The organism is Mesorhizobium sp. M0048 (genome assembly GCF_040323405.1).
Lineage (GTDB): Bacteria > Pseudomonadota > Alphaproteobacteria > Rhizobiales > Rhizobiaceae > Mesorhizobium.
The window spans coordinates 23,765-46,773 of record NZ_JAMYUV010000038.1; the positions used below are offsets into that span (position 1 = coordinate 23,765).

Annotated in this window: 25 protein-coding genes and 1 pseudogene; 18 read left to right on the forward strand and 8 right to left on the reverse strand. The window is 62.3% G+C overall.

Annotated features, from left to right (window positions below; all coding sequences use genetic code 11):
- Window positions 1-59 precede the first annotated feature (59 nt).
- From NKJ84_RS24545 to NKJ84_RS24560, 4 genes are read left to right on the forward strand one after another with little or no spacing between them, the layout of a single operon-like run.
- A complete protein-coding gene (locus tag NKJ84_RS24545) occupies window positions 60-767 on the forward strand; it encodes a Tim44/TimA family putative adaptor protein (protein ID WP_254817956.1) in 708 nt (235 codons plus the stop codon).
- Between the two features lie 23 nt (window positions 768-790).
- The gene (mltA, locus tag NKJ84_RS24550) at window positions 791-1,882 is read left to right on the forward strand and encodes a murein transglycosylase A (protein WP_352508604.1); all 1,092 of its coding nucleotides are present in this window, start codon (window positions 791-793) and stop codon (window positions 1,880-1,882) included.
- A 12-nt stretch (window positions 1,883-1,894) separates the two neighbouring features.
- Window positions 1,895-2,431: a Smr/MutS family protein gene (locus NKJ84_RS24555; RefSeq protein ID WP_352508605.1), complete on the forward strand. Its 537-nt coding sequence runs from the start codon at window positions 1,895-1,897 to the stop codon at window positions 2,429-2,431.
- A 53-nt stretch (window positions 2,432-2,484) separates the two neighbouring features.
- Window positions 2,485-2,853: a helix-turn-helix domain-containing protein gene (locus NKJ84_RS24560; RefSeq protein ID WP_352508606.1), complete on the forward strand. Its 369-nt coding sequence runs from the start codon at window positions 2,485-2,487 to the stop codon at window positions 2,851-2,853.
- A gap of 9 nt (window positions 2,854-2,862) precedes the next feature.
- Here the strand turns inward: NKJ84_RS24560 and NKJ84_RS24565 are convergent, their stop codons facing one another.
- From NKJ84_RS24565 to NKJ84_RS24575, 3 genes are all read right to left on the reverse strand, one after another.
- A complete protein-coding gene (locus NKJ84_RS24565) occupies window positions 2,863-3,480 on the reverse strand; it encodes a transglutaminase-like cysteine peptidase (protein WP_254817960.1) in 618 nt (205 codons plus the stop codon).
- Between the two features lie 211 nt (window positions 3,481-3,691).
- Entirely contained in the window at window positions 3,692-4,969 is a 1,278-nt protein-coding gene (locus tag NKJ84_RS24570; RefSeq protein WP_352508607.1) for a polyhydroxyalkanoate depolymerase, read from the reverse strand.
- Between the two features lie 258 nt (window positions 4,970-5,227).
- Window positions 5,228-5,587: a septal ring lytic transglycosylase RlpA family protein gene (locus NKJ84_RS24575; RefSeq protein ID WP_254817962.1), complete on the reverse strand. Its 360-nt coding sequence runs from the start codon at window positions 5,585-5,587 to the stop codon at window positions 5,228-5,230.
- Window positions 5,588-5,890: 303 nt separating this feature from the next.
- On the opposite strand from NKJ84_RS24575, the gene NKJ84_RS24580 reads away from it, so the two are divergent.
- Window positions 5,891-6,076 carry a hypothetical protein gene (locus NKJ84_RS24580; RefSeq protein ID WP_352476807.1) on the forward strand — a complete coding sequence of 62 codons (186 nt, stop codon included), beginning with the start codon at window positions 5,891-5,893 and terminating at the stop codon, window positions 6,074-6,076.
- 58 nt (window positions 6,077-6,134) lie between these two features.
- On the opposite strand, the gene NKJ84_RS24585 is transcribed toward NKJ84_RS24580, so the two are convergent.
- The 4 genes from NKJ84_RS24585 to tauA all read right to left on the reverse strand — a co-directional run bounded on the left by NKJ84_RS24585 (window position 6,135) and on the right by tauA (window position 9,085).
- Window positions 6,135-6,317: a hypothetical protein gene (locus tag NKJ84_RS24585; RefSeq protein WP_254817964.1), complete on the reverse strand. Its 183-nt coding sequence runs from the start codon at window positions 6,315-6,317 to the stop codon at window positions 6,135-6,137.
- Window positions 6,318-6,323: 6 nt separating this feature from the next.
- Window positions 6,324-7,190 (reverse strand): ABC transporter permease subunit, encoded by an 867-nt coding sequence (locus NKJ84_RS24590; RefSeq protein WP_352508608.1) that lies wholly within the window; start codon window positions 7,188-7,190, stop codon window positions 6,324-6,326.
- Window positions 7,187-7,960 carry a taurine ABC transporter ATP-binding protein gene (locus NKJ84_RS24595; RefSeq protein ID WP_352508609.1) on the reverse strand — a complete coding sequence of 258 codons (774 nt, stop codon included), beginning with the start codon at window positions 7,958-7,960 and terminating at the stop codon, window positions 7,187-7,189. The genes NKJ84_RS24590 and NKJ84_RS24595 overlap by 4 nt, the downstream gene beginning before the upstream one ends.
- Window positions 7,961-8,071: 111 nt before the next feature.
- The gene (tauA, locus tag NKJ84_RS24600; RefSeq protein ID WP_352508610.1) at window positions 8,072-9,085 is read right to left on the reverse strand and encodes a taurine ABC transporter substrate-binding protein; all 1,014 of its coding nucleotides are present in this window, start codon (window positions 9,083-9,085) and stop codon (window positions 8,072-8,074) included.
- 177 nt (window positions 9,086-9,262) lie between these two features.
- On the opposite strand from tauA, the gene NKJ84_RS24605 reads away from it, so the two are divergent.
- From NKJ84_RS24605 to NKJ84_RS24650, 10 genes are all read left to right on the forward strand, one after another.
- Window positions 9,263-9,622: a hypothetical protein gene (locus NKJ84_RS24605; protein WP_352508611.1), complete on the forward strand. Its 360-nt coding sequence runs from the start codon at window positions 9,263-9,265 to the stop codon at window positions 9,620-9,622.
- A gap of 147 nt (window positions 9,623-9,769) precedes the next feature.
- Entirely contained in the window at window positions 9,770-10,222 is a 453-nt protein-coding gene (locus tag NKJ84_RS24610; protein ID WP_352476864.1) for an RrF2 family transcriptional regulator, read from the forward strand.
- A 49-nt stretch (window positions 10,223-10,271) separates the two neighbouring features.
- Entirely contained in the window at window positions 10,272-11,618 is a 1,347-nt protein-coding gene (locus NKJ84_RS24615) for an FAD/NAD(P)-binding protein (protein ID WP_352508612.1), read from the forward strand.
- Between the two features lie 333 nt (window positions 11,619-11,951).
- The gene (locus NKJ84_RS24620) at window positions 11,952-12,158 is read left to right on the forward strand and encodes a winged helix-turn-helix transcriptional regulator (protein WP_352508613.1); all 207 of its coding nucleotides are present in this window, start codon (window positions 11,952-11,954) and stop codon (window positions 12,156-12,158) included.
- A 319-nt stretch (window positions 12,159-12,477) separates the two neighbouring features.
- Window positions 12,478-13,902, forward strand: coding sequence for a pyridoxal-phosphate dependent enzyme (locus tag NKJ84_RS24625; RefSeq protein WP_352508614.1), 1,425 nt, complete (start codon window positions 12,478-12,480; stop codon window positions 13,900-13,902).
- A complete protein-coding gene (locus NKJ84_RS24630; protein ID WP_352508615.1) occupies window positions 13,899-15,080 on the forward strand; it encodes a cystathionine gamma-synthase in 1,182 nt (393 codons plus the stop codon). Before NKJ84_RS24625 ends, NKJ84_RS24630 begins: the two co-directional genes overlap by 4 nt.
- Window positions 15,081-15,392: 312 nt before the next feature.
- Window positions 15,393-16,205, forward strand: a complete 813-nt coding sequence (locus NKJ84_RS24635) for a GmrSD restriction endonuclease domain-containing protein (RefSeq protein WP_352508616.1) — start codon at window positions 15,393-15,395, stop codon at window positions 16,203-16,205.
- Between the two features lie 80 nt (window positions 16,206-16,285).
- Window positions 16,286-16,888, forward strand: coding sequence for a hypothetical protein (locus tag NKJ84_RS24640; protein ID WP_352508617.1), 603 nt, complete (start codon window positions 16,286-16,288; stop codon window positions 16,886-16,888).
- 147 nt (window positions 16,889-17,035) lie between these two features.
- Window positions 17,036-17,773, forward strand: coding sequence for a hypothetical protein (locus tag NKJ84_RS24645; protein ID WP_352508618.1), 738 nt, complete (start codon window positions 17,036-17,038; stop codon window positions 17,771-17,773).
- Window positions 17,774-18,308: 535 nt separating this feature from the next.
- Window positions 18,309-19,280: a GlxA family transcriptional regulator gene (locus NKJ84_RS24650; RefSeq protein WP_352508619.1), complete on the forward strand. Its 972-nt coding sequence runs from the start codon at window positions 18,309-18,311 to the stop codon at window positions 19,278-19,280.
- Between the two features lie 151 nt (window positions 19,281-19,431).
- On the opposite strand, the pseudogene NKJ84_RS24655 reads toward NKJ84_RS24650, so the two are convergent.
- Window positions 19,432-19,719 (reverse strand): annotated as a pseudogene (locus NKJ84_RS24655) (GIY-YIG nuclease family protein).
- Between the two features lie 267 nt (window positions 19,720-19,986).
- On the opposite strand from NKJ84_RS24655, the gene NKJ84_RS24660 reads away from it, so the two are divergent.
- The 3 genes from NKJ84_RS24660 to NKJ84_RS24670 are packed head-to-tail and all read left to right on the forward strand — an operon-like array spanning window position 19,987 to window position 23,007.
- Entirely contained in the window at window positions 19,987-21,291 is a 1,305-nt protein-coding gene (locus NKJ84_RS24660) for a M24 family metallopeptidase (RefSeq protein WP_352508620.1), read from the forward strand.
- A gap of 20 nt (window positions 21,292-21,311) precedes the next feature.
- Window positions 21,312-21,989 carry an isochorismatase family protein gene (locus NKJ84_RS24665; protein WP_352508621.1) on the forward strand — a complete coding sequence of 226 codons (678 nt, stop codon included), beginning with the start codon at window positions 21,312-21,314 and terminating at the stop codon, window positions 21,987-21,989.
- A gap of 16 nt (window positions 21,990-22,005) precedes the next feature.
- Window positions 22,006-23,007 carry an alpha/beta hydrolase gene (locus NKJ84_RS24670; protein ID WP_352508622.1) on the forward strand — a complete coding sequence of 334 codons (1,002 nt, stop codon included), beginning with the start codon at window positions 22,006-22,008 and terminating at the stop codon, window positions 23,005-23,007.
- Window positions 23,008-23,009 lie beyond the last annotated feature (2 nt).

Sequence of the window (23,009 nt, forward strand, 5' to 3'; positions counted from 1 at the left end):
GATCGCGGCCCCTGCTTGGCCGCTGGTCCGGCCAAAGCAGGGATTGATTGGCGCAAGATATGGGCTTCTTCGACTTCGGCACGATTTTCTTTCTGATTGCGGCGGTGGTGATCTTCTTCCAGCTGCGCAACGTGCTTGGCCGACGCACGGGCAACGAGCGCCCGCCCTTCGATCCATATACGGCAGCGCGCAAAAACGACAAGGATGCCGCCCAGAAACCCGAGAACGTGGTTTCGCTGCCGCGCAAGCGCCTGACAGGAGAGCCGGCGGCCGACACCTATGCGGCGATCGATGCCTTTGCCAAGCCCGACACCGATCTCAACCGGGGCCTGCGGGCGATCAAGGACAATGATCCGACGTTCGACCCGAAGACCTTCGTCGACGGCGCAAAGATGGCTTATGAGATGATCGTCATGGCCTACGCGGATGGCGACCGCAAAACCTTGAAGAACCTTTTGTCGCGCGAGGTCTATGACGGCTTCGTCGCGGCCATCGGCGACCGTGAGGCGAAAGCCGAAAAGATCCAGTCCTCCTTCGTCGGCATCGACAAGGCCGACATCGTTTCGGCCGAGATGAAGGGCAGCGAGGCGCACATCACGCTGCGCATTGTCAGCGAGCTGATTTCGGCGACCCGCGACAAGGCCGGCGCTGTCATCGACGGCGATCCCGAGACCGTCGCCGAGGTCAAGGATGTCTGGACCTTCGCCCGCGACACGCGCTCGCGCGATCCGAACTGGAAGCTCGTCGCCACCGAAGAAGAAGACTGAACTGGACGGCGGCGGAGGCTGTCGTGTCGCTTTCTCGAGCCTTCAGCGAAAAATCCTTTGGCCAATTGCCGGGCTGGGGCGAGGACGACCATCTCCCTGCCTTTGACGCCTTTCGCCGCTCGGCCTTTCATATCCTGACCAAACCCTACCGCTCCGGCGCGCTCGGCGTCGACTACAATGGCTTTGCCGATGCCTATGCCGAAGCGCGTACCGTTTCGTCGGCGAATCGGTTGCAGGCCCGAAGCTTTTTCGAGCGCCATTTCGTTCCGACCCGTATCGATGCCGAAGATGGTGGTCCCGGCCTGGTAACCGGCTTTTATGAGCCGGAGGTCGAAGCCTCGCCGGTGCGCACGGAACGATTTTCGGTACCGTTGCTGGCGCGCCCTGCCGACCTGGTCGACATCGACGACGGCAATCGTCCTTCCGGCTTGGATCCTTATCTCGCCTTCGCTCGTGCGGCGCCGAACGGCCCGGTCGAATATTTCGACCGCGGCGAGATCGAACGCGGCGCGCTTGCCGGAAAAGGGCTGGAAATCGCCTGGCTCGCCGACAAGGTCGACGCCTTCTTCATTCACGTGCAGGGCGCGGCACGGCTCAACATGACCGATGGCAGGCTTCGCCGCATCACCTATGCCGCCAAATCCGGCCAGCGCTTTACCGGACCGGGCAAGATCCTGAGCGAGCAAGGCGAGATCCCGCTGGAGAAGGTGACGATGCAGTCGATCCGTGCCTGGTTCAAGGCGCATCCGGAGCGCGTCGACGAGACCCTGTGGCGCAACCGCTCCTATATCTTCTTCCGCGAGATGGGCGTCGACGACCGGGAGCTCGGCCCGATTGCTGCCGCCAAGGTGCCGCTGACACCCGGCCGCTCGATCGCCGTCGACCGGCTGCTGCACACGTTCGGCACGCCCTTCCATATCGACGCGCCGTCCCTGACCGCCTTCGACGGAAAACCGTTTCGGCGGTTGATGATCGCGCAGGACACCGGTTCGGCGATCACCGGCCCGGCCCGCGGTGATTTGTTTGCCGGGTCGGGCGAAGCGGCCGGCGAGATCGCCGGCGTTATCCGCAACGCCGCCGATTTTTATGCGCTGATCCCCCGGTCGCTGGTTTAGAGGAGCAGGCCGATGACCCGGCGCATCGACAGGCTGAGCGAGGACGACCGGGTGCTGTGGAACCTGGTGGCGCGCACGGCAAAACCGCTGAAGGGCAGAACCGCCGTCGAAATTCCACACGTTGGGCCGGAGATCGACGAGACCAGGCAGGCGCCGCCCCCGGAACAGGTCGCGGGCAATCCTGCCGCGGCCGCAAAGCCGAAGGCGCAGCATGTCTCCCATGCACTCGACGAACCGACGCTGGACAAGCTGTCGAACGGCCGGCTGCCGATCGAGGGCCGCGTCGACCTGCATGGCCTGACCCAGGACCAAGCCTATTCACTGCTGTTTTCCTTCCTGTGCCGGGCGCATGCCGGCGGCATCCGCTACGTCCTGGTGATCACCGGCAAGGGCTCTTCGTCGGGCGGTGATGGCGTCTTGCGGCGCGCCGTGCCGTCATGGCTGTCGACACCCGCCTTCCGGCCCCTCGTCTCCAGCCACGACCATGCCGCCCGCAAACATGGCGGCTCGGGTGCGCTCTATGTCCGCTTGCGGCGGGCACGCTCATGAGGGCATGCCGATGAGGGACGCACCTATGAGGATGCATCCATGAAGGTGCGCTTGTGACCCCGTTCGGCGAAAAGCTTCGCGTGCTGCGAAACGAGCGCGGCGTCAGCCAGAAGGACATGGCCAAGGCGATCGGCGTCAGCGCAGCCTATCTCTCGGCGCTGGAACACGGCCGCCGCGGTGCGCCGAGCTGGACGCTGATCCAGAAGATCATCGGCTATTTCAACATCATTTGGGACGACGCCGAGGAACTGGCGCGGCTGGCCGAAACCTCGCATCCGCGCGTCAAGCTCGACACGTCGGGCCTTAGCCCGGCGGCGACCGAACTTGCCAATCTCCTGGCCGACAATATTGAAAAGCTCGACGAAGCCGAGCTTCGCCGCATCACTGCGTCGATCCGCGCCGCGCTGGCACGGCCGAAATGAGTTGCCTTGTTACTGGACCGAGCCGACCAGAACCTGCTGGCCGCCGCGGATGGAGACCCACCGGCCGGTATTGTCGATCGCCTGCCGCTTGAGGAAACGATAGCCGGTCTGGTCCCAGGAACGGACCTGGTCGGTCAGATTGTCAAGGATGTAGTCGCCCTTGTCGGTGCGCACCGTCAGCACCGCGTGGCCTTCGCCATCCGGCTTGCGCACGACGGTCATCAGCAGATCGGCAAACGAGACGCCCAGCCGGTTCAGCTCACGGCGCTTTTCCAGGACATAGTCCTCGCAATCGCCAACGCCCTTGTCGGGATAGGCCCAGACCTCATCCTTGCCGTAGATGTCGAAGTCGCTCTCCGGCTTGACGGCGGCGTTGACCTTTGCCGTGACGCTGAGCAGCTTGCGCCACAGCGAGCCGGTCAGGCTGGCGGGCGACAGATCCTTCGGGCGGATCGAGCATTCGGAGGCGTAGCTCTTGCAGAAATCATAATGGCCGATCGGCTGTGAGGTCGGGCCACCTGTTATCATCGGGCCGGCCGCCGAGGCCGAACTGGCCCAACCTGCCGCCACAGTAAGTCCGGCCAGCGCGCACAGGCGCAGCGTTCTCGCCATTGGTGAGGAAATCATTGTCCCCGCTTGTCCCTTGTTATTAACGAAACGTTAAGGGGTATTTACAGTCCGTGTCAATTATGAGGATGGATTGATTTTGCGGCATGGTTACCCGCGTGGCGCCAACGCGACTATTGTGCAACAGGTCGACCCGCCGCACGGCCGCGCCAACCGATGATTTTGGCATAGACCGACCTGATGCGGATTGACGGGCATCATCACTGGTCGCCTATTTCTTGCCGGTCCTGACCAGCTTGGGCTTCACCGCAACACGGTTCTGACGGCCGTAGCTGGTGATGAAGTCGACGATGCGCGGCACGATTTCGGAACGGAAGCGCGAGCCGTTGAACACACCATAATGGCCGACCGCAGGCTGCATGTAATGGGCGTGCCTGTCGGCCGGGATGTTGATGCACAGGTCGTGCGCGGCCTTGGTCTGGCCGAGTCCGGAGATGTCGTCGTTCTCGCCCTCGACCGTGAACAGGGCGACATTGCGGATCGCCGAAGGGTCGACCGCGATACCGCGATGCGTCATTTTGCCCTTGGGCAGGGCCTGGCGGACAAACACGGTGTCGACGGTCTGCAGGTAGAATTCCGCCGTCAGATCCATCACCGCCAGATATTCGTCGTAGAACTCGCGGTGCTTCTCGGCATTGTCACCGTCATGCTTCACCAGATGCATGAAGAAGTCCTTGTGGGCGGTGATGTGGCGGTCGAGGTTCATGCTCATGAAACCCGAAAGCTGCAGGAAGCCGGGATAGACCTCGCGGCCGAAGCCCGGCACAGGCCAGGGCGCGCGCATGATGACATTGTCGCGGAACCAGTCGATCCCCTTTTCCTGCGCCAGCAGATTGACCGCTGTCGGATTGCGGCGCGTGTCGATCGGCCCGCCCATCAGCGTCATCGTCGAGGGCACGAACGGATCACCCTTGGCTTCCATCAGTGCCGCCGCCGCCAGCACCGGCACCGAAGGCTGGCACACCGCCATCACATGGGTGTCGGGGCCTAGCGCATGCAGCATGTCGACGATGTAGTCGATATAGTCGTCAAGATCGAAGCTGCCGTCGGCCAGCGGCACCATGCGGGCGTCGACCCAGTCGGTGATATGCACGTCGGCATAGGGCAGCATCGCCTCCACCGTGCCGCGCAGCAGCGTCGCGTAGTGGCCCGACATCGGCGCGACGATCAACAGCTTCGGATCCGGCCGGCGCCCTGCAGGAACCGCCCGCTCGAAACGAACCAGGTTGCAGAACGGCCGCGACCAGACGGTGCGTTCGCTGACCTCGACGTTTTTCCAGTCGACCACGGTCTTGGTCAGGCCGAATTGCGGCTTGCCGTAGCGGCGCGTCGTGCGCTCGAACAGTTCGGCCGTTGCCGCAACCGAGCGGCCCCAGGACGTGTGTGAGACCGGATTGAGCGGATTGGAGTAGAACAGGCGCACCGCATCGGCATAGAGGCGCGCCGGCTGCAAGGCGGCGTGGTTCAGTTCGTAGAGCTGGTAGAACATCGAGAACCCCGCTGCCGACTGCGATTGAAGGGCCGACGAGCAGCGCCGAGCCTTGAATGCTTTGCGGGGAAGTTAGCAACAATCTGCTGCGATGCAATACGTCAATCTGCGTGATTTATGCTCGTTCTTTCGTCCAAGGCATTGAGAATCCGCCTGGAAGGGCAACAGCCGGCTCAATGTGCACCTGCGAAGGCCAGGCAAGGGCACGGCTATTGGGACAATCGTTGGAGGCGGCGTCCGGCCGTGGCGGCCGGACCGTTAGACCCGTGCCATGCAGACAGCGGTATGGCCCGAACTGATGAAGCCGAGCTGACTGGCTGCGCCCTTCGACAGATCGAGCATCCGGCCCCTGATAAAGGGGCCGCGGTCGTTGATGCGCACGACGACGCTGCGGCCATTGTTGCGATTGGTCACCTTCAGCTTGGTGCCGAACGGCAGGCTGCGATGCGCGGCGGTCAGCGCCGACGGGTTCATGCGCTCGCCGGAAGCGGTTCTGGAATGCAGTGAGTACCAGGAGGCACGACCGCACTGAGCGGCGGCGTTGGTGGCGGATGCGCCGACCGTCAGGCCGGCCGCGATCGTGGCCGCGACGAGCGCGGCCTGATAGCTTTTCTTCATGCTTGGGGTTAGCTCCGTTGACAGACCCAAGCCGTTAGGTGCCGAACAAGGCAGCAAATGCGGCAATGATCTGTCGGTTCCATGGCAATGTTACACGTTTGGAGTCGGCGCGAAACAATTTGTCAGAGACTTTCTGCAGCGAGGCGCAGCTTCTTTGATGATGTCTGCGCCGATCTCCGGGCGTCTTGCACAAGATCAGAGATTAGCATCCAAGTAGAAGTTGGTGTAATCGAGCAGCGTCTTCTCGCTGTTTCATTCCGGCCGGAACGCGGTTTATGATCGACTTGGAACGGAGTTCTAGCGATGAGATTGATCAAAAATCTGCTGGCCTTGATTGTGCTCGCCATCGGCGTGCTGTGGACGTTGCAAGGCATCGGCGTTATCGGCGGCAGCTTCATGACCGGCCAGTCGCAATGGCTCTATGTCGGCATCGTCACCGCGCTGGTCGGCCTGGCCGGCCTGGCCTGGGCGAACCGTTCGCGCGTTTGAACGGGCGTCCATGCTCAAGCTCCCTTGAGAGCAGCGCACAGCGGACCCTGGCGGCCGGTCACCGCGACCAGTACTGCCAGCCCCAGTAGAAACTTTCGTCGCGCGGCGGTAAGCGGTTGCGCTCCGCGTCCAGATGCACCGGCGTTTTGCGTTCGCCGTCAGGCGGCTGTTTGTCCCCGGCCTTGATCAGGCGGAGCCAATGGCCGAAATGCGCGAACAATACAGCGATGGAATGGGGCATTGTCGGTCATTCCCGCCCTGCCCACGGGACGAGCACCCGCTCGATCCTGCGGATGATGAATTCGAGCACGAAGGCAATGGCCGCGATCACCAGTATGCCCATCACCACCACGTCGGTGACGAGGAACTGGGCAGCGGACTGGATCATGAAACCGAGCCCGCGCGTCGCGGCCACCAGCTCGGCGGCGACCAGCGTCGACCAACCGGCGCCAAGCGCGATGCGCAGACCGGTCAGGATCGAGGGCAGCGCGCTGGGCAGGGTGACGTGCCTGATCACTTGGCGCTGCGTGGCGCCAAGCGAGCGCGCTGCATTGATGCGTTCCTGCGAGACGCCGCGAACACCCGATGCCGTCGACAGCGCAACCGGAGCCAGCATGGCAATGGCAATCACCAGGATCTTGGACGGCTCGCCAATGCCGAACCAGATAATGATCAGCGGCAGATAGGCCAGCGGCGGGATCGGCCGCAGGAATTCGAGCAGCGGATCGAAGATGCCGCGCCCGATCGTGCTGATGCCGATAGCCAGCCCGATGGGAACGCCGATGACAAGGGCCACGATCAGCGCTGCAAACACCCGCCACAGACTGGCGGCGATATGCTGGAGCAGCGTCGCGTCGACAAAGCCGTCACCGGCGACGACGACAAATTTGTTCCAGACTGCCACAGGCGACGGCAGGAAAACCGGCGACACCAATTGCAGGCGGGCCGATGCCGTCCACACCGCCACCACCATCAGAATGGTGATCGCGCTGACCACGCGGGCCGAAACGCGGCTGCGTCTCGGCCGCGGCCGCGACCATGGCACCGACAGCGCGTCGGCTCCGTCGTCGACTTTGGAGCGCTGCGGCCGCGCGGTATAGGAGGTAACGGTCATGCTGCCTCCCCTTCGAAGATCGCGTCGGTCAGCTCGCCGCGCGCCGCGGCGAAGGCGGGATCGGCCTTGATGCTACGAATGGCCTCGCCGGCTGCATAGCGCCGGCTGAAACCGGCCTCGAAACTCCGCACCACCCGGCCAGGGCCGGGAGCGAGCACAATGATGCGAGTGGCGAGCACCAGCGCTTCGTCGATGCCGTGCGTGACCATCAGCACGCCGACCTGGCTTGCCGTCCACAGATGGAGCAGCGTTGTCTGCATGCGTTCCCGTGTCAGCGCATCGAGTGCGCCCAGCGGTTCGTCGAGCAGCAGGAATTGCGGCTCGGCTGCCAGCGCCCTGGCCAGGCCGACGCGCTGGCGCATGCCGCCGGAAAGCTCCCAGATGCGCTTGTCGCCGTCGCCGTCGAGCTTCACCAGCGCCAGAAGGTCGTCGGCAGTCCGCGCCCGTTCGGCGGCCCTGACACCGCGCAGCCTGAGAGCAAAGGCGACATTTTCCCGCGCGGTCAGCCACGGAAACAATGCGTCGTTCTGGAACACGACGGCGCGGTCCGAGCCTGGCGCCGTGATCGGCCTGCCGCCAATCGTGGCGCGTCCGCGCACAGGCTCGACCAGGCCCGCGGCGACGTTGAGCAACGAGGTCTTGCCGCAGCCGGAACGGCCGACCAGGACAACGAAGTCGTCCTTAGCGATGTCAATCGACACGCGTTCGACGGCCGGCGCCGGCTGGCCGTCATAGTGAACCGAGACTTGGTCGAGCACGAGATGCGTCATGTGGGGTCGCCGATATTCTGAACCTGCCTGCCCCGAAGCCGTTCCTCGTCAGCGGCTCCGGGGCAGGCAACGCGCGTCAGGGAAGGGAGGACGCGCGGTATTGAGCCGCCGCTAATTCGAGGCCAGCGCCTCGCCGACATATTTCGACGACACGTATTTCGAATAATCCGGCAACACGGCGTCGATCTTGCCCTGCTCCTTGAGGAAGGCCGATGTCGCCTCGACCGCCTTGACAGTGCCGCCACCGAGGAACTTTTCCGAGGCTTGCTCCTCGAGCGTCGGGAAGACATAGCCCCTCAGCAGTTGCGGCACGTCTTCGAGCTTGGCCCCGGTGATCCTGGCGATCTTGGCCGCTTGCGGCGAGGACACCGACCATTGATCCGGCTTGGCCAGGAAGTCGGCATAGGCAGCGCCCGTTACTTTGACGAAGTCGCGCACCGCTTCCGGGTTCCTTTCGGCGAAGTCGGTGCGCACGATCCAGGCGTCGAAGGTTGGCGCGCCCCAGGCGGCGACCTGCGAGGAATCCAGCACGACCTTGCCCGTCGTCTTGATCTGGCCGAGTGCCGGATCCCAGACATAGGCGGCGTCGATGTCGCCGCGCGCCCATGCCGCCGCGATCTCCGGTGGCCGCAGATTGAGAATATCGACCGACTTCGGGTCGATACCCTCATGCTTCAGCGCGGCAAGCAGGCTGTAATGCGTCGTCGAAACGAAGGGCACCGCCACCTTCTTGCCGGCAAGGTCGGCGGCCTTCTCGATGCCGGCGCCGTTGCGGGCGACAAGGGCCTCGGATTCGCCGATCAGCCCGACAATGAAGATTGTCTGGATGGGAAGCTCGCGGCTCGCCGCCGCCGCCAGCGGGCTCGAGCCGACATAACCGATGTCGACCGAACCGGAAGCGATGGCGGCGATCACGTCGGCGCCGGAATCGAATTTCCGCCAGTCGATTGCCGCCTTGGTCGCGCTCTCATAGGCGCCGTCGGCCTGCGGCACCTTCGAGGGTTCGACGACTGTCTGGTAGCCGATAGTGATCTTGAGGTCCTGCGCATCGGCTGGGCCGAGAAAGACGGCACCTGCCAGAGCCGCCGAGGACAAGAGAACGATACGTCGCGAAATGGTGGACATGAAAGGCTCCTTGGAAACGAGAAAAACCCGGATTGCGTTTCATAGTCATCTAACTCTATCGTTCTTGTAGAGTTAAATCCTTCCAATCGGCTCGGCCTTGTTAGAAAAAGTCGTCTGGCTAGGGCAGTTGCCCATTCGCACGCTTCTGGGTGATGGCCCGGGTGAAAACCATCGTCCTTGCCCGGGAACCCCTTCCACGCCGTCCATGCCCACAACAAGGATTTTCCCGTTTTCGCCCTGCATCGGCAAACCCGTGCTGTGAATAGGCAAGAAATTGGAAACAAGTTCCCTGTGTTCGCGGTTAAGTCTAGTATCCTTATCGACATTGAAGGATTGGAGAGGACGATGATTGACGCTACCCTCCTTATTGCCGTGCGCGGCATGCTTTGGCCTTCAAATTCAGGGGCAGAAGCTGCCGTCGGTATTCTCGCCGATCGGGACATTCCTGCCACCGGCCAGTTTGCCGGTGTGCCATTCGCGGCGGCTCCTGTGCTCGCAAGGGCACAAGCCCCGGCCAAAATGGCCATTGCGGCTTGAAAACGAAGCAAAATCAACGTTTCTGAGCTTGTATATCATGTCGCTAGAATTTATCTGTAGTGACAGCTTGGACGCGGCGGGGAGGCACGCCAGGCGTTTCGCAACCGGTGGCCTTGCGCCATCGCATGACAGAGAAACGTTCGGGTTATGCTCACGAAAAAAGGTAAATATGGCCTCAAGGCGCTCGTCCATCTGGCGCGCCTGCCGGTTGGACAGCTCGCCTTCGTCAACGACATCGCCACAGGAAACAATATTCCGAAGAAGTTCCTTGATGCCATTCTTGGCGAATTGCGCAATGCCGGGTTCGTCCAGAGCCGCAAGGGCAAGGACGGCGGCTATCGGCTGGCGCGCCCGGCGGACGAGATCAAGGTCGGCCACGTCGTGCGCGTGCTCGACGGACCGCTTGCCCCCATTCCTTGCGCCAGCCGCACCCAGTATCAGCGCTGCGAAGACTGCAACGAGGCGACATGCCAAGTCCGACACCTGATGCTGGAGGTCCGGCAAGCCATCGCCGAGGTGCTGGATCAGCGCAGCCTCGCCGAAATGCGCGACATCGTCGGCGACGAAGACTTTTCGGCGGCGTTGAAAATCCAGGCCTGAACCAATCTCTCCTGAGCCGGCGACGATCGCCAGCACAGCTGGTGTGCGTATGACCGGGCGCGCTACGCCAAATTCGATCATCATTGTCGGTGGCGGCGCCAGCGGCGTCGTGCTTGCGGCGCATCTGCTGAAGTCGCCCAATCCCGATCTCCGCGTCAGCCTGATCGAAAAACGCCCGCATTTTGGGCAAGGCATGGCCTATTCAACGCTGCTGTCGGCGCATGTGCTGAATGTCAGCGCGTCGGGCATGAGCGCCTATGCCGACGATCCCGGCAATTTCTCGCGCTGGCTGCTTGAACGCGGCATAGCGACGCCGGAACAGGCGCCAGTCTATGCGCCGCGCAGCGTCTACGCCCGCTATCTCAAGGAGCTGCTCGACGAGCTCGAGGCGCGTGAGCAGCAGACGGGCCGGCTGCGCCTGATCCGCGAGGAGAGCCTGTCGATCTCGCCGACCGCCTCCGGCGTTGAGGTGGCGCTGGCCAACGGCACCAGCGTGGTCGCGCATCTTGCCGTGCTCGCCACCGGGCATGACGAAGAGCCGGGGGCGGGGCAGGGGCATGCGATCAGGATGGGATCCGAGGCGGACACTGCGCTCGACCCCGAAGCCCAAATCCTGGTGCTGGGCACCGGCTTGAGCATGGTCGATGCCTTCCTGTCGCTCGAGCAGCGCGGCCACCGCGGCGCGATCGTAGCGGTGTCGCGGCGCGGCCTGCTGCCTTCGCCGCATCGCAAGGGCAATCCGATCAAGCTCGACGTCGCCGACATTCCGCTCGGCACCCAGCTTTCCTATTTCGTCGGCTGGTTCCGCGACCTGATCCGGGAAAACCAGAAGGCCGGTATCGACTGGCGCGACGTCGTCGACGGTCTGAGACCCTTCAACCAGAAGATCTGGCAGAACTGGCCGTCCTCGGCCAAGCGCCGCTTCGTCGAGCACACCAAGGCCTGGTGGGATATCCACCGCCATCGCATGGCGCCGGAAGTCTACACCCGCGTTGCCGAGGCGGTGCAAGCGGGCCGCATCCGCCTTGTCGCCGGGCGCGTCGTCGAGATCGCCGCCGGCGACGGCTTCAGCGTACAGGTCCAGTCGCGCCATACGCAGCAGCTCGAAAGGTTCGACGTCACCCGCATCTATGATTGCACCGGCATCGCCAGGGACATCTCGACCACCTCGAACAGCGTGGTGCGGTCACTGGTCGAGCGTGGACTGGCACGGCCGGATCCGCTGCGCCTCGGCCTCGACGTGACCGCGAACTGCGAGGTCATCGCCGGCGACGGCACGGTATCCGCCAAGATCCTCGCCGTCGGGCCACTGACGCGCGGCACCTTCTTCGAAATCGACGCCATTCCCGATATTCGTGTGCAGTGCGCGCGGCTGAGCAAGCGCTTACTCGGATGAGGCTCCCTTCGTCTTGACGCAATTCGGATGCAAGACCGCCGCCGTCGGGTGAAAAGACCTCGACGGCATAGCCGCGTTCGCTGAAGGCGAACCAGGGGTGCGGGAGCTCGCTCCACCAGAGCCGACCAGCCAGCCCGTCGTGGTCGATACAGCCAGGCGATGACGATCGCCACAGGTTTCGGCCGTCTCGCATTGACCGGATTGGTGTCGCGCACGCTCGTCTTCGTTCTCCTCCATGGATTTTGTCGCCGGCGCGGCCGCGAGCCGCGACCCTGGTCAGATGACCGGGCAAATTCTGCTTTCGTCGTCGCCGTGCCTTGCCTACCATGGGGCATGACCCAACGCGGAAGACTCTACGGCTGTCCGGTCGAGTTCGCGCTCGACGCGCTCGGCGGCAAATGGAAGACGGTGATCCTGGCGCGCATCAAGGAACAGCCGATGCGCTATTCCGACCTGCGCCGGCTGATCCCTTCGCTTTCCGACAAGATGCTGAAGATCTCGTCAGCCTCTCGGTCTATATCGCCGGCGACCTGGATATAGGGCCGGCCTTCGGCGCCTGGATGGCCTTCTGGGCAAACCGTGGCGCGCCGCCGATCATCAAGGTGAGCGCGTCGCCGGCCTCGGTAATCCGGATTTTCTGATCGAGATCGAAGCCCAGGCGGCGATCGCCTGAACCCCAAGCAGGTTCTGCAAATCTTTTGCCCTGCCTGGAGGCCAGCGAAGCTTTCGCGAAATTCCATTCCCCTGCTGGCGGCCGGATTGGCACGATCTATCTTCTTTCCAACTGCAAACGGCTGGAAAAGACGGTAGGTTGCCGTCTTCCAGGGCGGTTGCTCATTCTGGCAACGGAGCATCTGACATGAGCAAGCACAAGATCGTGGCACCGGACGATGCATCGTCCCGCCTGCGCCCGCCCTATGCCTCGGTTCTCGACCTGATCGGTCAGACGCCGGTCGTCGAGCTGACCAAATTCGACATCGGCAAGTGCCGGCTGTTCATCAAGCTCGAAAGCCAGAATCCCGGCGGCTCGATCAAGGACCGCATCGCGCTGTCGATGATTGCCGCCGCCGAAAAACAGGGCAAACTGAAACGCGGCGGGACGATCGTGGAGGCGACCGCCGGCAACACCGGTCTTGGTCTCGCCCAGGTCGGCATCCCCAAGGGTTACCACATCATCCTTGTCGTGCCTGACAAGATGTCGCGCGAAAAGATCCAGCATTTGCGGGCGCTCGGCGCCGAAGTGCGCATGACGCGTTCCGATGTCGGCAAGGGCCATGCCGAATACTATCAGGACATGGCCGAAAAGATCGCCGCCGAGTTGCCCGGCGCCTTCTACGCCAACCAGTTTGCCAACCCGGCCAATCCGCATGCCCACGAGACCACGACCGGGCCGGAAATCTTTCAGCAGCTCGAAGGCGATGTCGATGCGGTTGTCGTCGGCGTCGGCTCCGGCGGCACGCTGACCGGGCTCGGCCGCTACTTTGCGAAAGTCTCGCCGAAAACCGAGATGGTGCTCGCCGATCCGGTTGGCTCGGTGCTGGCGCCGTTGATCAAGACCGGCAAGATGGTAGAGGCCGGAAGCTGGACCGTCGAAGGCATCGGCGAGGATTTCGTGCCGCCCAATGCCGATCTGTCGCTGGTCAGGAAGGCCTATTCCATCCCCGACAAGCAGAGCATGCTTGCGGTGCGCGACCTGCTTTCGAAGGAAGGCATTCTCGCCGGCTCGTCGTCCGGCACGCTGCTTTCGGCAGCACTCCGCTATTGCCGCGAGCAGACCGTGCCGAAGCGCGTCGTCACGTTCGTCTGCGACAGCGGCAACAAGTACCTGTCGAAAGTCTTCGACGATTTCTGGCTGGCCGAGCAGGGCCTTGCCGAGCACGAGCAGCATGGCGACCTGCGCGACCTGGTGATGCGCACGCTCCGCACCGGCGATGTCGTGTCCGTCGGCCCCGACGAAAGCCTGCTCAACGCCTATGGCCGCATGCGCCGCTCGGATGTCTCGCAACTGCCGGTGCTGGACGAGGGCAAGCTCGTCGGCATCATCGACGAAAGCGATATCCTGGCCAAGGTCGAAGGCCCCTATGACAGCCGCTGGGACCGCTTCAAGGCCCCGGTTCGTACGGCGATGACCTCCAATCTGCATACGCTGCAGGCCAGCCAGACGCTGGACGCGCTGTTGCCGGTGTTCGACCGCAACGAGGTCGCCATCGTCTTCGACGGCGACGAATTTATTGGCCTGATAACCCGCATCGACCTGATCAACCATCTGAGGCGCGCCCGATGACCATAAAAGCCACTGTATCGGGCAAAAACCGCCTCGCCTTCTCGACACGCACCATCCATGGCGGTCAGAGCCACGATCCGACGACCGGCGCGGTGATGGTACCGATCTACGCCACCTCGACCTATGGCCAGCAGAGCCCGGGCGTGCACAAGGGCTTTGAATATGCCCGCAGCCAGAACCCGACGCGCTTTGCCTTCGAGCGCGCCGTAGCCGATCTCGAAAGCGGCACCGCTGCCTTCGCCTTCGCTTCCGGTCTGGCGGCGATCGCCACGGTGTTTGAATTGCTTGATTCAGGCGCGCATATCGTCGCCACCGACGACATTTATGGCGGCACGTTCCGATTGCTCGAGCGGGTGCGCAAGCGCTCGGCCAATTTGCAGGTCGACTTCGTCGACTTCACCGATCTTGCCGCCGTCGAGGCGGCGATCCGCCCTGAGACCAAGCTGCTCTGGGTCGAGACGCCGACCAATCCGCTCCTGCGTGTCGTCGATTTGGAGGCGGTCGCGGCACTGGCCAGGCGCAAAGGCGTGCTTTCGGTCGCCGACAACACCTTCTGCAGCCCCTATCTGCAGCGGCCGCTGGAGCTCGGCATCGACATATCAGTCCATTCGACGACCAAATACCTCAATGGCCATTCCGACATGGTCGGCGGCGTCGCCGTGGTCGGCGACAACAAGGATCTCACTGAGCGGCTGAAATTCCTGCAGAACGCCATCGGTGCCATTTCCGGGCCGTTCGACAGTTTCCTGGCGCTGCGCGGCTTGAAGACGCTGGCGCTCAGGATGGAGCGCCATTCGTCCAACGGCCAGAAGATCGCGCACTGGCTGGAAAGCCGCCCCGACATCCGTCGTGTCATCTATCCCGGCCTGCCCAGCCATCCGCAGCACGCCATCGCCAGGCGGCAGATGCACGCCTTCGGCGGCATGATCACGGTCGAGCTCGACCGCGACCTTGCGGGGACAAAGCGCTTCCTCGAACACACGCAACTGTTCACGCTGGCCGAAAGCCTCGGCGGCGTCGAAAGCCTGATCGAGCACCCGGCGCTGATGACGCACGGCTCGATCCCCGCGAAAAAGCGCGCCGAGATCGGGATATCCGATTCGCTGGTGCGCTTGTCTGCCGGGATCGAGGATGGCGACGATCTGATCGCGGATCTGGATCGGGCGCTAGCGAGCTGAAAGGGAACCTTCTGGGGGAATCGCTTGAGATGATGGATCGGCGATGTCGGCACTGTCCCTCATCAGCCTGCCGGGCACTTCTCCCCATATAGTGGCGGGGAGAAGGACAGCCTTCGCTGATGCTTTCGCCAATCACCTCGCGCAGGCTAACCTCGATGATAGCGGCGTGGATGCGGTTTTCATCGATCACAAGGACGCCGGGCGAATGGGGGGCAGACGGTCACTTGAGAAGAAAAGCTGCAAGCCCGGTCGCTTACGCCGTGAGCGAATGCTCTATACTGTCACCTTTCGGGCGAGTCGGGGAAAGAACAAATGGAAATGCGGGCGGAACGTCGAGCTCTCGACAAGATCTACAAACGCAGAGACAGATACGAGATCCCGGATTGGCAGCGAAGCAAAGTATGGTCCGTCGAGCAGAAGAGGCGTCTAATCGACACGATCCTACAGGGCTGGAAGCTGCCGAAATTCTATTTCCAGAAGACCCAGGAAAATCCCGAGGAGTTTGACGTCGTCGACGGGCAGCAAAGGCTCACTGCCATATGGGAATTCCTGGGTGGCGAACTCACGCTAACATCGGAGCAGGCCGCTCAGTTTGGAGGTTCCGACTATGATAGCCTTCCCGAAGCGTTGTCTGACGCTTTCGATGACTACGAGATCGAATACGACGAGATCACCAACGCAACCGACGCGGAGGTGAAGGAGTTTTTCCAGCGCTTGCAGGGAGGACTTCCGCTCACCAGCAGCGAGAAACTGAACTCCGTCCACAGCAACCTTCGCGACTACTGCGTGACAGCGGCGAAGCACCCGTTCTTCTCCGAAACCACGGCGATTTCCGACAAGCGCCATTCCCATTTCGACATCGTGGCAAAGGTGGTCACCATTGAAATCGAAGGACTTGATGCCGGACTACGCTTCGATGACGTCAAGAAGGTCTTCGAGACGAACAGCGGTTTTTCAGTACAGTCCGCCGCTGCGAAACGTGTCAACCAAGCGCTTAGATACCTGCACCAGAGCTTCCCCGAATCCCAAACGCTTTTTCGGAATCGGACCATCATTCAATCGATCGTGACGCTGGTTGCCATCTACAGACGGCCGGCATCAAGACGGAACAGGAGCCGCTTCTGAAGGAGTTCATTGAGCTTTTCCTCGCTGAGCTGCGCAGGCAGGTGGAGCTTGGCCAAAAGGCGACAGAGCCTGACTTTCTCGTGTTCCAGCGCACTGTGAACGCCAACGTTAAAGCTGGTGCCAAGACCCGACAGGCGATCCTTCTGCGCCAGCTATTCCGCAAGTTTCCCGAGTTCTTCTCGGTCCTGAGCCATACTTCGGGCATCGCGGATGGCATAAAGACTGAAAGGGCAGCACTTTCGAAAAACGTCAGAGAACTAGTCTCGTCCATAAACGAAAAGTACGCGGCCAAGCACGGCCACGACCTGTTTAAACCGACCAACAAAACGGTCACCGCGCTAACGGCGATTGGGTCGCCGCTGACTTCGCTCGACGAATACAAAAAGTTCATCGAGCACCTCTACTTCGTCTTTCGGGAAGGCACCGGTCAGAGGCTAGACGGCAATCTGCCAGCGTCCTTCATTCACATCAATGATCTCAGGACGGCACTCCAACACGACGTAGACCATGGTAGGTCAGGCAAGGCGGCAAGGAAGCGGCAGGAGCTGGCGGCGGTGTTCCGATCCTATTCCGGCTCACATTCGCCCGATGCCGTCGATCCCGCTCAGTTCGTGCTAATCCAGGTCAACATACTGGCGGCGGTAGCCTCCGACCTTAACAGTCTTGCGAAGTCGCTGCTTTAGCCTATCAATGGTGTGAACGTTCTGACTGAAGCCCTTCCCTGCAGCACCTGCGCAGCCCTCGATCTTGGCTGTGTTGATGTCCGGCCTGTCTACCACCTGATCAGAAGCCGAAGCGCAATCGCGGCTGAGAATGACATAGGAGATAACATGCCGTTGGAGCAAGGCTTGCGCGATCAGGTCCTAAATTATTGCGACCGTGATCTGCCTGTGGCAGCCGACGTGACTGCTATGTTCGATTTCGTGGACGATCTGGATCTTCGGGATCGCATCGAAGCCGAATTTCACTCAGCGCGTTACATCTACAAGCTTGGCGAGGCTCTCAATGTCGCAGACACGCGCCTTTACGGTCACGTCAAATTCCAGATCGTGCAATATGCTGCGATCTATGAAGCGATCATCGTCTACCTGCTTTGGTCGAAATATTCCGATCACCCGGCAGTGACTGACATCCAATTTCACAAAGTCTACAGGAAAGTGGCCTCCCTTCCTTCAACGCTTCATTTCGCAACGACGGGGGGAGAGGAAGTCCACCTCTGCGTCCAAATCACGGAAAAGACCAATCCGATATCGATAAGGTTTGATGACAAAGTTGGGGCTGCCGTGGCCATCGGATTCATCGACAAGGAGGTCGGCGAGGACATCAAATCGTTTTACAAGCTCCGAAACGGCATTCACCTTGAGAGCGCGATCAAGAACCAAATCAACTATGAACTGGACAGCTCGCATCTCGCCTTTCGGCGGATGAAGCCCTTCACCGAAGGCATCCGTGGCTTTCTGAAGGACGGAAAGATACCTGATAAATCCAAGCTCAAGAAGAAACCGGTCGTGGCACCCGCGAAACCTTCTGCGAAGGCCGCAAAGAAGGCGTCACGGTACGCGGCTTGATAAAGCTGGCCAGTTCAGCACGCTGCTGCAATCATGTCTTTGGTTTTTCGAGACTCGGCTGAAAGCAGCTTTGGTTCACGACGGTCCTTCCCGGACCGATTGGCGCCAATATTCGGTCATCTAGACTAGCCGCCGCGATCCGAGTTTCTGCTTGGGTCAGGGCTCGCCATCGGAGAAGGGAAGAGAAAGCCGAAATCGTGAGGCGCCTGCCCAAAAATCATCAAAGTTGGCAGCGAAATTGATTGGCGCCTCTTTGGCTCTGTTGTTGACCTTCATCGTTTGCTCCGGGCACGGCTTCGGATCAAATTGATGCTCTGTGCACATCATGTGCTGGTCCAATTTCTCCCCTATAACTTCGTCGACAAGCTTCCTGCGATCCTCGTTTTTCGATTGCCGCTCTCAGTGTGTTTTGCGGCGTTTCTCGGTGTCGTGGGACTCTTGAACAGCCCGAAACTATGGTGAGTAGCGCCGCACCAGTTGACCTCGACCGCATTCGGCAGAATTGTGCGCTTCATCCAGTGGCCGACGAGCACCCATGAACACCCGTTTGCGCGAACCACCCACCGACGCCCCGCTCACCTTCGCCATCCTGGTCTTCCCCGGCTTTCCGATGATGGCGTTCAGTTCGGTCATCGAGCCGCTCCGCGCCGCCAACGTTCTGGCGAAGCGGGACTGCTATCGCTGGATCATAGTCGGCGCCGCCGAAGGCCCGGTGGAGGCCTCGAACGGCGTCGTCATCCAGCCCGGTTTTTCCGCCCGTGACGCGCCGAAGGTCGATCGCATCGTCGTCTGCTCAGGCGGCGATGCCGATCATCTCGTCGCATACGATGCCGTGAGCTGGATCCGCAAGAGCCTGCGCGGTGGCGCCCATATCGGTGCTGTGGCGGATGCGGCGTTCTTCCTTGCCCGCGCGGGCCTGCTCGACGGCCATGCCTGCACCTTGCACTGGACCAGCCAGGCGGCCTTCACCGAGGCCTTTCCCGACATCGAGCTGAGGCGCGATCTCTATGTCATCGACCGCAAGCGCTTCACCTCGGCCGGCGGTGTCGGCAGCCTCGACATGATGCTGGAGATCATCACCCGCGATTATGGCGCCGAGCTGTCGGCCGGCGTCGCCGAATGGTTCGTGCACAGCCCGCTGCGCTCCAGTGTCGACCGCAAGCTGATGCCGCTACGCTTACGCACCGGCGTGCAGAACGAACTGGTGCTCTCGGCAATCGCCATCATGGAGGATGCAGTGGAGGAACGGCTCGGCATGGCGGAGTTGGCGAATAGGCTTGGCGTCTCCTCCGACAAGCTCGAACGCAATTTTCGCTCCGAGCTCAGCATTTCGCCCAACGGCTACTACCGCCGGCTGCGGCTGAAGCGTGCCGCCGATCTTTTGGCGCATTCGACGCTGATGGTGCGCGACGTGGCGCTCGCCTGCGGCTTTGCCTCAATGTCGAGCTTTGCCCGCGCCTTCAGGGAAGAGCATGGGCATGCGCCGAAGGTGATGCGCAGGCATTAGGGGCCTCTGCAAGCCGCAAACGTCGGAGATTAGCCGAACCACCCCTCCGTTCGTCATCCCAGGGCGGAGCAAGGAGCGAAGCGACGCGGCGCAGACCCTGGGATCCATGCCGTTACCTCGCGGCAGTGCTCCTGCGGACCAGAACCGAATGCTACCACCCCGTCCCGCGAAAAAGCTCGAACCATTCCGGATTGGTCTTCTCGATCAGCTCGATCTTCTATTGGCGTGGCCAGCGCTTCAGCGACTTCTCGCGCTGGATGGCGTCGACAATGTCGAAATGTTCCTCATACCAGACCAGACGCTGCACACCGTAGCGGCTGGTGAACCGCGAGCCCTCGCCGGATTTGTGCTCCGGCATGCGGCGGCCGAGATCATTCGTAACTCCGATATAGATCGTGCCGCGCTTCTGGCTTGCGGTCATGTAAACGTAGCCCGTCATGGTTTCAGGGTAGCGAGCATCGATGCGCGCACAAGCGCCATTCCGCCGCATTCTACGACCAATGTCACGGCATGGATCCTAGGGTCTGCGCTGCGTCGCTTCGCTCCTTGCTCCGCCCTAGGATGACGAAAACGTTCGGGCTCACAGTCAATCGCCGAGGTAATTGAAGGGGGCTGCCGCCTAGCGGCATACGGCACAACACCTGCGGGATTCGGCACAGCCTCTGCGCAACGCATGGCTCATCGTCGCCGCTTCCAGGAGGCACCCATGAGCATTGTCGTTTTTGACCCCGACAGCACCGAGGACGTCGACTTCAAGGACCGCATGCGCCATCCGGCGGCGGCCGATCCGGCCGGCGGCATGTGGCTGTCCGATACCGAGCCGTCCTTCATCGACGCCGACGCGCTGCGCAAGGGGCGCCTTGCCAGGCTGCGTGCCTGGATGCGTGAGGCCGGCTATGGCGGCGTCGTTTTGTTCGACCCCTACAACCAACGTTACGCCACCGGTTCGCGCAACATGTTCGGCTATTTCCTGCGCAACTCGACGCGCTACTTCTTCATCCCCACCGAAGGGCCGATCGTGCTGTTCGAATATCCGCAGAGCTACCATGTCTCGATGGTGCTCGACACGATCGACGAGGCGCGTCCGTCCAAGCTGGTATGGTCTTCGGTGTCGGGCCGCGACGACGAAACCGCGGGTCCCTTCGCCGACGAGATCGCCGATTTGCTCAAGGCGCATGGCGGCGGCTCGATGAAGCTCGGCCTCGACCGCTGCAGCCATCTGCAGGCGCTGGCGCTCGAAAAGCGCGGCTGCGACGTCCGCGATTGCCAGGGCGAGATTTTGGCGGTGCGTGCGGTCAAGACACCCGAGGAAGTAAGATGCCTGCAGGTGTCGATGGCCGGCGCCGAGGCCGCCGTCTATGCCGTGCGCGAGGCGATCAAGCCCGGCGTTTCCGAAAACGAGCTGTTCGCCATCATGTATGGCGAGGTGATCCGGCAGGGCGGCGAGTTCATCGAAACCCGTTTGCTGACCTCGGGCCAGCGCACCAATCCTTGGTTCAACGAAGCGAGCGGCCGCAAGATCAGGCCGGGCGAACTCTTGGCGCTCGATACCGACACGATCGGCTGCTACGGCTATTATTCGGATTTCTCGCGCACCTTCCGCTGCGGCCCGGGCAGGCCGACGGATTACCAGAAGTCGCTCTACAAGATGGCGCACGACCAGGTTCAGCACAATATCGGGGTCGTCAAGCCCGGCATGGCGTTTCGCCAGATTGCCGAAAAGGCCTGGAAGATCCCGGACCGCTTCGTCGACCAGCGCTATACCTCGGTCATGCACGGCGTCGGCATGCATGGCGAGACGCCGTTCATCGCGCACGCCATGGATTACGAAACCTATGGTCGCGACGGTGTCATCGTGCCCGGCATGGTGGTCAGCGTCGAAAGCTATATCGGCGAGAAGGGCGGCCGCGAGGGCGTCAAGCTGGAGGACGAGATCCTGATCACCGAGACCGGCACCGAACTTCTGTCGCGCTTCCCCTACGAGGACGATTTTCTTGACACGCACGTTTGAGTGCTGACAGGCAGTTTTGCATGAAAAGCCCCATCTCGATCAAGCCCGGCAAGGCGGCGGCGGTGTTCATCGATCTCCAGGAGGAGCATCGGCGGGACAAGCGCTATTTGGTCGAAGGCTATGGCGACATCCTCGCCAACGTACAGCGCCTGCAGGCAGCAGCACGAGCCAATCATGTGCCTTTGTATCACTGGGCCTATGTCGTCGATCTCGCCGCGGCACGGCCGTTCCATCCGGTCGAGGCCAACGGCAAGTCGGCTTTCTCCGACAAGGACGATCCGCTGACGGCGATCTGTCCGGAAGTGGCGCCTGCAGCCGGCGAGACGATGCTGGTCAAGACGCAGGCCAGCGCCTTTGGTGGAGGGCCTGCCGCCGGGCGGCTCAAGGCCGACGGCATCGAATGGCTCGTCGTTGCCGGCGTCTGGACCGAGGCCTGCATCGATGCCACCGTCAAAGATGCGGTGGCGCTCGGGTTTCGCGTGCTGCTGGTCAAGGATGCCTGCGGCAGCGGCAGCACGGCGATGCACCAGACGGCCATCCTCAACCTCGCCAACCGGCTCTATGGCGGTGCCGTCACCACCACCGAGGCCGCCTGCCGGCTGCTGGCCGGCGAGACGGTCGATGCCTGGCAGGTCGAGGGCTCGGTGCCGCTGCGTTTCAGCTACGAAAACGCCGCCCGGCTCTACGCCGAGCTCTGAGCGGGATCGCGCCGCGATGGTCACCGAAGCCGAGCGACCCGAAACGACAGACCGCGGAAAATACCTGACGCTGCTCGATCCGGAGCTGTGGGCCTATATCGATCGGGTCAACGAGTGGTATCCGCCCGAAATCGTCTACATGCCGATCGACAGGCAGCGGGCGGTCTATGACGCCATGTGCCGGGCGTTTCGCGAGCCCTATCCACCCGGCGTCAAGGCCAGCGACAGCAGCGTCGGCGACCGTGCGATCCCGGTCCGGCGTTACCATATGGCGGGAACGGCGCCGCAGGCGATGGTCGTCTATTATCACGGCGGCGGTTTCGTGCTTGGCGGGCTCGACAGCCATGACGACATCTGCGCCGAGATCTGCGCCGGCACCGGCTTTGCGGTTCTGTCCGCCGACTACCGGCTGGCGCCGGAACATCTGCATCCGGCGGCCTTCGAGGATGCGCTGGCGGTGTTCGAATGGGCTGCGGCGACGACCGGCTTGCCGATCGTGCTCTGCGGCGAGAGCGCCGGCGGCAACCTGGCCGCAGCAGTGGCGCAGGCGACACGCACTCATCCTCGCCGCGCGATCGGCCAGGTGCTGATCTATCCCGAGCTCGGCGGTGACGAGCTAGACGGCCCAGAGCTGGACCGCAAAGCGCGCACCGGCTCCTATATCGAGCACGCCGAAGCGCCGCTGCTGACGTTGCGGGACGTCGAATTCTATCGCCATATCCGGGCAGCGAAGGGGCAGTCGCCGGACGACCCGACATTTTCGCCACTTGGCGATAGCGACTTCTCCGGCCTGCCGCCGACGGTAATCGTCACCGCGCAATGCGATCCGCTGTCATCGGACGGCCAGACCTATCGCGACCGCATCCTTGCCGCCGGCGGTAAGGCATGGTGGCGCGAGGAGCCGCGCCTCGTGCACAGTTTCCTGCGCGCCCGCAAGACCGTGCCGCGCGCCAGCGAGGCCTTTGATCGCATCGTCGCGGCTATAGCCGCGCTGGGCGGGGGCAAGTGGCCGGAGTGACG

Excerpts from the sequence above, each read along its gene's own strand:
- tauA (WP_352508610.1), bottom strand. The coding sequence starts at position 9,085 with ATGTCCACCATTTCGCGACGTATCGTTCTCTTGTCCTCGGCGGCTCTG.
- NKJ84_RS24545 (WP_254817956.1), top strand. The coding sequence starts at position 60 with ATGGGCTTCTTCGACTTCGGCACGATTTTCTTTCTGATTGCGGCGGTG.
- NKJ84_RS24580 (WP_352476807.1), top strand. The coding sequence starts at position 5,891 with ATGAGATTGATCAAAAATCTGCTGGCCTTGATTGTGCTCGCCATCGGC.
- NKJ84_RS24615 (WP_352508612.1), top strand. The coding sequence starts at position 10,272 with ATGACCGGGCGCGCTACGCCAAATTCGATCATCATTGTCGGTGGCGGC.
- NKJ84_RS24610 (WP_352476864.1), top strand. The coding sequence starts at position 9,770 with ATGCTCACGAAAAAAGGTAAATATGGCCTCAAGGCGCTCGTCCATCTG.
- NKJ84_RS24665 (WP_352508621.1), top strand. The coding sequence starts at position 21,312 with ATGAAAAGCCCCATCTCGATCAAGCCCGGCAAGGCGGCGGCGGTGTTC.
- NKJ84_RS24595 (WP_352508609.1), bottom strand. The coding sequence starts at position 7,960 with ATGACGCATCTCGTGCTCGACCAAGTCTCGGTTCACTATGACGGCCAG.
- NKJ84_RS24670 (WP_352508622.1), top strand. The coding sequence starts at position 22,006 with ATGGTCACCGAAGCCGAGCGACCCGAAACGACAGACCGCGGAAAATAC.
- NKJ84_RS24635 (WP_352508616.1), top strand. The coding sequence starts at position 15,393 with ATGGAAATGCGGGCGGAACGTCGAGCTCTCGACAAGATCTACAAACGC.
- NKJ84_RS24620 (WP_352508613.1), top strand. The coding sequence starts at position 11,952 with ATGACCCAACGCGGAAGACTCTACGGCTGTCCGGTCGAGTTCGCGCTC.
- NKJ84_RS24590 (WP_352508608.1), bottom strand. The coding sequence starts at position 7,190 with ATGACCGTTACCTCCTATACCGCGCGGCCGCAGCGCTCCAAAGTCGAC.
- NKJ84_RS24625 (WP_352508614.1), top strand. The coding sequence starts at position 12,478 with ATGAGCAAGCACAAGATCGTGGCACCGGACGATGCATCGTCCCGCCTG.
- NKJ84_RS24575 (WP_254817962.1), bottom strand. The coding sequence starts at position 5,587 with ATGAAGAAAAGCTATCAGGCCGCGCTCGTCGCGGCCACGATCGCGGCC.
- NKJ84_RS24630 (WP_352508615.1), top strand. The coding sequence starts at position 13,899 with ATGACCATAAAAGCCACTGTATCGGGCAAAAACCGCCTCGCCTTCTCG.
- NKJ84_RS24585 (WP_254817964.1), bottom strand. The coding sequence starts at position 6,317 with ATGCCCCATTCCATCGCTGTATTGTTCGCGCATTTCGGCCATTGGCTC.
- NKJ84_RS24650 (WP_352508619.1), top strand. The coding sequence starts at position 18,309 with ATGAACACCCGTTTGCGCGAACCACCCACCGACGCCCCGCTCACCTTC.
- NKJ84_RS24570 (WP_352508607.1), bottom strand. The coding sequence starts at position 4,969 with ATGTTCTACCAGCTCTACGAACTGAACCACGCCGCCTTGCAGCCGGCG.
- NKJ84_RS24555 (WP_352508605.1), top strand. The coding sequence starts at position 1,895 with ATGACCCGGCGCATCGACAGGCTGAGCGAGGACGACCGGGTGCTGTGG.
- NKJ84_RS24645 (WP_352508618.1), top strand. The coding sequence starts at position 17,036 with ATGCCGTTGGAGCAAGGCTTGCGCGATCAGGTCCTAAATTATTGCGAC.
- NKJ84_RS24660 (WP_352508620.1), top strand. The coding sequence starts at position 19,987 with ATGAGCATTGTCGTTTTTGACCCCGACAGCACCGAGGACGTCGACTTC.
- NKJ84_RS24565 (WP_254817960.1), bottom strand. The coding sequence starts at position 3,480 with ATGATTTCCTCACCAATGGCGAGAACGCTGCGCCTGTGCGCGCTGGCC.